The following is a 1,363-nucleotide window of genomic DNA, read 5'->3' as shown; positions in this document are numbered from 1 at the left end:
CCCTGCCAGTCGGGGCCTCGGCGTGGACCGCCGGCGAGCGGGAGGCCTACGCGAACGACCTAGGCGACGACCGGTCCCTGGTCGCGGTCTCGGCGCGCAGCAACAGGGCGAAGGCGGACAAGGACATCTCCGAGTGGCTGCCACCGCTGGACGCCTACCGCTGCACCTACCTCACGGACTGGACAGCGGTGAAGACCCGCTGGCGCCTAACCGTGGACGCCCGGGAGCGGGAGGCGATGAAGCAGCTGGCGACCGGCTGCCCGGACGATCCGCTGACCGTGACCCTCGCCCGCTGACATAAGCGCAACGCCAGACCCCGAGGCCGCACCGGGAAGAACGGGCGTGGTGCACCCCGGCGCTGCCGGGCGGCCTGGCCAGCCTCGGCGACCTCGTCCATCGTGGCGGCCAAGGCGGGAAGTTCGCGCTCCAGCTCGCCGAGTACCGCACCGGCCGTCACCGAGGCCACCACCGCCCGCAACACGACACCGCCCCGGTGGCGGGAACCCCCGACCGCCACCGGGTCAGGCAGCGCGCCGGCGCCGAAGCACCTCCACAGCAGCCAAGGTGTCGGGGTGGTTGTGGCCGAGGATGTGTTCGCGGTCGGTGAGCACCCGCTCCTCAATGGCGATCGCTTCTCCGGTGTGCCCGGCCTGCCAGTGGGCGATGGCGAGGTTGTGCCGGGCGGGTGAGGCTGTCGGGGTGGTCGTGGCCGATGATCCGTTCGGTATCCGAGCTGAGGTGCTGCCAGTGAACGGCCGCAGCCTGGTGCAGGCCAGCCTGCACCGTCGCGGGCCGACGGCCGGACGCTGGTCTCCATCGGGCCCCGCAGCCGGTTCCGCGCCCCTCGCCGCCGGCGGGACCACCACCGCCCCGGGGCCCGCTTCGGCCGCCGGGTGCGGTCCAGCCGCTGGTGTCCGTGCTTCTCGACGCATCCCGCGCCCCCGCCTCGCTGTCTCGCCCCGTGCGCGGGACAGCCCCCGCGCGTGGAAGGGGGTTCTCCCACCCGCCGCCGCACCCGCGCAGGGCAAACACCGAACACCGAACGCCGGCGCTCGGGGCGTGTTGCCCGCACTCCGCGAGGCCGCCGGCGTTGTCGCGGCTGCCGGGGCGCTACTCCGGCAGCACCAACCGGGCCGGTGCGGTGCCGGCCGGGTTACCGCACTGCGGCGGCCCCGGCGCGCGGCCGTCCGCCAGGAGGCTGAGTCGGCCTGCTGGCGACCTGGTCCCGCCGCCTGCTACCGCCCCGGTGGCGCCAGCCCGGCAGTCGCGCCGCAGACAGGCTCCCGGCGGCTGGCACACGGCCGGGACCCGCGCCCGCAGCAGATCCCCCGCCCCAGGCACAGGCAGAAGAGCCCAGCAGGGC

Annotated in this window: 2 protein-coding genes; one reads left to right on the top strand and one right to left on the bottom strand. The window is 75.2% G+C overall.

Translation table 11 applies throughout. The annotated features are described in order from the left end of the window. A partial coding sequence (locus ACFVSW_RS27910; protein ID WP_387319880.1) for an HNH endonuclease family protein occupies positions 1–296 on the top strand: 296 nt, incomplete at its 5' end. Between the two features lie 225 nt (positions 297–521). Here ACFVSW_RS27910 and ACFVSW_RS27905 read toward each other — a convergent pair. Beyond that, positions 522–932, bottom strand: a complete 411-nt coding sequence (locus tag ACFVSW_RS27905; protein ID WP_387319879.1) for a tetratricopeptide repeat protein — start codon at positions 930–932, stop codon at positions 522–524. Positions 933–1,363 lie beyond the last annotated feature (431 nt).

This window comes from Neobacillus sp. NPDC058068 (assembly GCF_042885335.1).
GTDB lineage: Bacteria > Bacillota > Bacilli > Bacillales > Cytobacillaceae > Neobacillus.
The sequence above is the reverse complement of the archived record's forward strand: the minus strand, read 5'-3'. Positions and strand labels throughout refer to the sequence as shown.

What these genes read in the sequence shown, in the direction of transcription:
- ACFVSW_RS27905 (WP_387319879.1), bottom strand. Translation starts at nt 932, where the DNA reads ATGCGTCGAGAAGCACGGACACCAGCGGCTGGACCGCACCCGGCGGCC.